Origin of the sequence: Clostridium sp. D33t1_170424_F3 (assembly GCF_015667585.1) — a bacterium.
Lineage (GTDB): Bacteria > Bacillota > Clostridia > Oscillospirales > Acutalibacteraceae > Anaeromassilibacillus.
The window spans coordinates 1-6,102 of sequence record NZ_JADPEG010000033.1; the positions used below are offsets into that span (position 1 = coordinate 1).

2 protein-coding genes are annotated in these 6,102 nt (G+C 50.0%); both read right to left on the bottom strand.

The features are described 5' to 3' along the window. On the bottom strand, positions 1–5,228 hold a 5,228-nt coding region (locus I4V53_RS13765), incomplete at its 3' end, for a glycoside hydrolase family 2 TIM barrel-domain containing protein (RefSeq protein ID WP_195986268.1). A 434-nt stretch (positions 5,229–5,662) separates the two neighbouring features. Next, a partial coding sequence (locus tag I4V53_RS13770; RefSeq protein ID WP_195986269.1) for a hypothetical protein occupies positions 5,663–6,102 on the bottom strand: 440 nt, incomplete at its 5' end.

The following is a 6,102-nucleotide window of genomic DNA, read 5'->3' on the forward strand; positions in this document are numbered from 1 at the left end:
AGGATTGCGTAGCTTGCTTCTGTATAGTCCGCCGGATTGAGCGCTTCATAGGTATCGATCAGGTCTTTCAGCGCTTCTCTGTCAGGGATCATCCGCATGTTCTGGATCGCCTTGTACAGAGCCTCCGCCAGTTCGTCGACCTGCTTCTGGGCTGCGTTTGCGTCTTCCAGAAGGGCTTCTGCCTGCGGGAGGATTTTCTCAAAGGCATCCTTCTCAGCGCCGTCCATATACTGGTCGATCCTTGTGGCAATCTCCTGTGCCTGCTCCACAAACGCTGCCAGTGTTTCGGTATTCGCCTTGAACGTCAGGCGCAGGATGGCATTGTACAGGTCCTTGGCCGCCTTTTCAACGACTGCTTTCAGCGTTTCGCCCTCGTCGTTGTAAATTTCCTCTGCATAAGCGAGTGCTTCTGCGTAGCCTTCCTGGCTCTTCGGGGTGAAGTTGTCCAGGTTGAGATTGTCTGCATAGTCGAGCCAGTATTTCAGCTCGTCCTTGGTGCCTTCCTCAAAGGAGAGGTAATGCATCGCGTCGAGCAGTTCTTTCCAGGCTTCATTCACTTCGTCCTGGGTCGCCTTATCGTTTTCATAAACACTCTTTGCGTTGTCACGTGCCGCAAGGAACTTCGTGCGGACGGATTCAACCAGTTTGTCGAGCTGTTCGTCGGTGACTTCGTTCGCCTTTTCCAGCAGGGTTTCCAGAACGTCCTTGTTCACGCTGGTGAAGGTGAAGCGCAGGACAGTCTTGTCGTTCGGCATGGTGAAGGTGTAGGTGCAGCCATCCGCCTCAAACGGGATGTCCTCTCCGTTCAGCTGTGCGCTTGCAAACGGGCCGTTCACCGGGGTGAACGTCAGGGTGAGTTCCTCGCCCGCCATGACTTTTGCGCCGTAGATGCCGTTGCCGTCGATCAGCACGTCTGTTTTACCTGTAACTTCCAATGTGGCTTTGTTGCCGTATTGGACAACCAGAGCGGACTCTTTCAAATCGTCTCTACCAGGTATCATCACCTCAAATTCTGCTGTGCGCGCTGTCGATCCATCCGCAGCCCTTCGCACCTGCAGCACCAACGTTACCATTGTGTTTTGGAGCGGTGCATGAATGCTTCCATCCAATGCCACTATTCCTGTATCTGAGGAAGAAAGTATCCGGACGCTGAATCCATCGTCCACCATGGGAAGATGCAGCGCCGTTGCACCGGCCTCCGGATTCTCAATACCGGAAATTCCCTCAGCCACTTCTTTCGGCGCTTTTACCGTGTCATCCACCATATTATGGATCGCCCAATACGCCCGATTGGTGAAAAAGTCATCGTCGACTCCATAGGATGCATCAAAGACGCCCAATTCACCGTTTTCCATGATTGCAAGCTTTTGATTGGTATTTACATGTTGTATATAATCAAAAAGTTCACGGTCTCCATTCACTTTCCACTGCGCATTTCCATCTACATCGTTGTCGAGCAGCTGTAACGCTCCATCAACATATGCCAAATATGTGCCGCTTTCCCGTTGTTTCAGATAATACGCACCATTCGGAGCCTCTTCCAGTCCCCAAACCGCCGTATCTTCCACAATGTCCGTGCTGACCCCGGCAGGGACACCTTTCAGCACACCCAGCCGCGATCCGGATACACAGGAACTGTTGATCACCTTCCACTCTGTTGCGGCGCTTTCCTTGCACGGATAAATACGCAGTGCGTTGATACAGGCGCCTCCAGAGGGCGTCATGATTTTCACTGTATTATCGCCCGCCTGCAATTTGACCGGGACTACAGCCAACTGCCAGATACCGTTCCAACTGCCCGTTGTCACAATGGGGAACGTATTTGCCAAAACTCCATTGACATAGATTTCAATATTTTTCTGCGGAGTTTCAGGTTTATTCGATGAATAGAAGAGATAGCACGGATAAGAACCGGATTTGGGCGCGCGCACCGTCCAGGCTGCATTTCCCTTGTTGTTCCCCATATCGACATATTGACTTCCGATCGCCGCACTGCCGTCATCTTTTATACTCGCGGAACCTCCGAGCGTTGCTTCCTGTGGCAGGCGCCATTGATCGGCAGGCAAAACTACTATTTCGTCAATATTGGCGCCTTCACCGGCCTTGCCAACCAATTGAATGGTATTGGTCCCTTTTTCCAACTGAATCGGAATCGTAACGTTGGACCAGTTTACCATCCATTCGCCATTTTTGGGGAAATTCTGCGTTCCCTGTACCGTACCATTCACGATAATCTGCAGCTTCTTCGTCTTGGTCAGCGGTGCGCCATTGTTATATCTTATGCTTAAATAGTAATCACCTGCCTGTGCCGCTTCAACAGAATCCCATTCAATGGTACCCGCATTGTTGGCAAAATCCACATAGGAATCGTGGAACCCGCTGCCAGCCGTATTGAGTTTTATTGAAGGCCCGGTCAAAACAGCATCCCCTGCTGCATAGGACCCTTCTATATCAGGTTCCACCGCACTCTCAGTTTTCCAATACAGCCCCTGATCTTCAGCAAATGTTTCTTCCATTAAGAGAATCCGTTTGCCATCCGCATAAACCGCAGCCTTTACAGTGGTTCCCAGTTCAACAGAAAACGTCCCTTCGTACTTCTGTGCAGACAGATCAGGTTCCGTCCCATCGGTGGTGTAATAAACAGCAATGTCCTTACGCGCAGGATTTCCTCTTAATGCAAGCTGTTCCACATCAATACTTACATGGTCGGAGATGATCTGACGCTTCTCTCCCAAAATAGAGCCTGCGATAAACAGAATGTCACCCGTATCCTGTGTTGGCTGCAGATAAACCTTGTTCAACCCCATAAACGCATTGCGGTTGTTCTGTGTGTGGCGTTCCACATCGACGGGACTGCCATTGTCAACCGCCCTGATATAAGAAGGACCATCAACGTAATAATACGCGCGATTTTCCCCATACGGGTAGAAATTTCCCTGTTCATCTGTTGTAGACACGGTAATCTGTTCAATAAAAGTGGGGTCCACTGGAAGATTCCCATCGGTTGTGCTTTTCAGTGAGATTTTAGCCGGTACGCCCGCCGTGCGGAGCGTTTCTCTGGAAACTTCCTCTCCGTTGTTATAACCTACCGCTGTAACAGTGCCTTCCTTCCACGGAACCAGCCAGTCAAACTGAATATTTTCCCAATTCGACTGCTTGTTCTTTCTTCCCATAGATTGCCCATTGACAATCAGTTCCACTTCATCACAGTTGGAATAGACCCATACAGGAATCTCTGTATCTTTTTCCATGACAGGATGCGTCCAGGAAGGAAGGATATGGACCATGGGTTCCTCCGTCCACATACTCTGATACAGATAATACAGGTCCTTGGGGAACATGGCGGAATCCGCCGCGCCACCGGAAAAAATTCTGTAGGGCCAACCGCCGCTGACATATCCGGCTTCGCCGATGTAGTCAAATCCGCTCCAGCGGAATTCGCCCATTCTCCAATCCTGATCCCTTGTTAACGTCCAATTTGTGCGGGCGCTGTCGCGCACATAGGCATTGTCATAGGAAGACTGAAAGCCCCTTTTATGCGCAGGGTTGGCAATCCAGTCATACTGAAAAATTTCTTTGTCCGTCAAATTGTCCATTGCAAAAACTTTATTACTGTATCCATCGCGGTACCAGGTCTGTGTTTCATACATACCCCGAACCGACATCGTGTGCGGCGCTTCTGTGGCCACAAATGGTTTTTGCGTATTTGGCTGCTGATACCCAACCACTTCGCTGGGCCCGTTAATCCCAACGACGTCAACTCCTGTGGTAACGCCGCCGCCGGTGGTTGGACGGGTGGTATCCATTGTTTTAATCAACGCGCTGATTCCGTTGGAATCTTTGCTTCCTGTCTCATTTCCAATGCTCCACATAATCACAGAGGGGGCGTTTCGGTCGCGCATAACCCATTCCCTGACATCTGTTCTCCACCACTGCGCAAAGTGATACCGGCCATAATCGTGCTCTGCCTTTTTGCTCCACCCATCAAATATCTCATCCATCACCATCATACCCATTTCGTCGCAAAGCTCATAAAACTCCGGCGTTTGCGGGTTATGAGAGGTTCGAATTGCGTTGACGCCCATATCTTTGAGCATTTGGATTCGATATTTCACAATGTTTTTGGAAGGTGCAGCACCTAAAGCGCCTACAACACGGTGGTCTGCCACGCCCTTTAGTTTAACGTTCTTTCCATTTAGCCAAAATCCGGTATCGCTGCGCACTTCGATACTTCGGATTCCAAACGTTGTGATAGAATCGTCCACTACAGCGCCGTCCTGCAGAATCTCCGTCTTAACATAGTAAAGATTTGGATTTTCCGTATCCCACAAAAGAGGATCGGCAACTTTGACCGTATTTACTACAACGGCCTCTTTTCCAGGCTCTACCATCTGCGACCGGCTCTCCTGTGACGCAACAGGCGTATCGCCGTCCTTTTCATAAACAACTGTTTTTACAGCAACATCCGCCGTCGATTCCGACTCATTTATGATGGTGTTTTCAATTTGAACGTCGGCCTCAGTTTCTGCTATTTTCGGTGTTGTGACATAAGTACCATAGCGGCTGATATGTACGGGAGCGGTGGAAAGCAACCAGACGTGTCCATAAATGCCGGATCCCGTATACCAGCGGGCCGCAGGCTGTAAACTGTTGTCAACACGGACTGCAATTTCCACGCTCTCTTTATCCCTGATTTGCTCGGTAAGATCATACGCGAAGGACACCCAGCCATAGGGACGCTCACCCAGCTTGATTCCGTCAACATACACTTCACTGTTCCGGTATACGCCGTCGAATTCAATACTGAGCTGTCGTCCGTCGCGCCATTCCGGCGGAATCTCCAATGTTTTCCGGTACCACCCGATACCAGCCGGAAGATAACCACATTCCGGCCCCATAGGATTGGATTCACTGTATTCGCCCTCAATTGACCAGTCGTGCGGCAGATTCAGTAAACGCCATGCAGAATCGTCAAACGCCGGATCCGCGGCTCCCGCTGCATCTCCCATATAAAATTTCCAATTAAAATCGATGTTTGTACGGAGCCGCTGCTCCGTGCTGTCGACGTTTTCAAAATTCTGTGTGTATGTATAGTCCTCTTGTACATGCATTTTTGCCGGAGAGACAGCTTCTCCTGCCCCAAACGAATTTTCCGCAGCGGCCAAACCGCTGACGCTGGTTGTCACTAAAACAAACGACAGCAGAGCCGCTATCATTTTCCTTTTCATTTTTCTTTCCTTTCCTCACCCAAGTAAATCGCTTCCAACATTCTTCGGCAAATGTATATTTATATCACCTCCCGATTTTGTATAACCGAAAATGCACGCCATCCCCTTCAAATTTAAAGCGAAAGATGCATCTGCCTTTTTACATCCTGTTCTTAACTTTATGCTGTCAACTTCCTGTCCATATGCTGTAAACAGGTCGTAATTCAGCCAGCAAAACAGGCAGACGTAAACAGCGATCAAAAATTCATAACGCAATACATCCCCCTATGGTTATACAGTATACAATATTGATAACGAAGGGGGATGTTATGGTTCCTACACTCTTATCTTGCGCGAAAGGCACTTTTAGTAGTGCTTATTTTACGTCGCTCAATCCCAATTTCATCCTATTCTGCGCCGCTTTACAGGCACCTGTGCTTACAGCGAAGACCATTTTAAGCAATTGTGATAACACAATGCTTTTGCGGCTCCTCATTGGACATAGTCGTATACACGCCGGTGCTCTGGCCCGGTGCGCCGACGGCCCAGACTCTGTAATAATAGTCGCTGCCGATCTTTGCCACAAACTGGGTCTTCAGCACATTGCCGTTGCCCACGGTAAAGCTCGGGACCGCGCTGCTTCCGTTGACGACCGTCATCTTGAAGCAATAGGCGCTGCCTCTCTTCAGGGTGAAGTTCATCGTCGTGTCGGAACGCACGGACTTGTGGCCCATTACGTTCTGTGCCGCGCTGACCACCGGGTTCGCCGTTACAACCGCCGTACCGTCGCCGGAGGTATTGCCAGCCGGCTTCTTGCTGCCGGAGGGCTTATTGGATGGCTTGTTGTCAGGTTTCGCCGGTTCTTCCGGCTTGTCTGCCGGAACCAGGCCGTCAT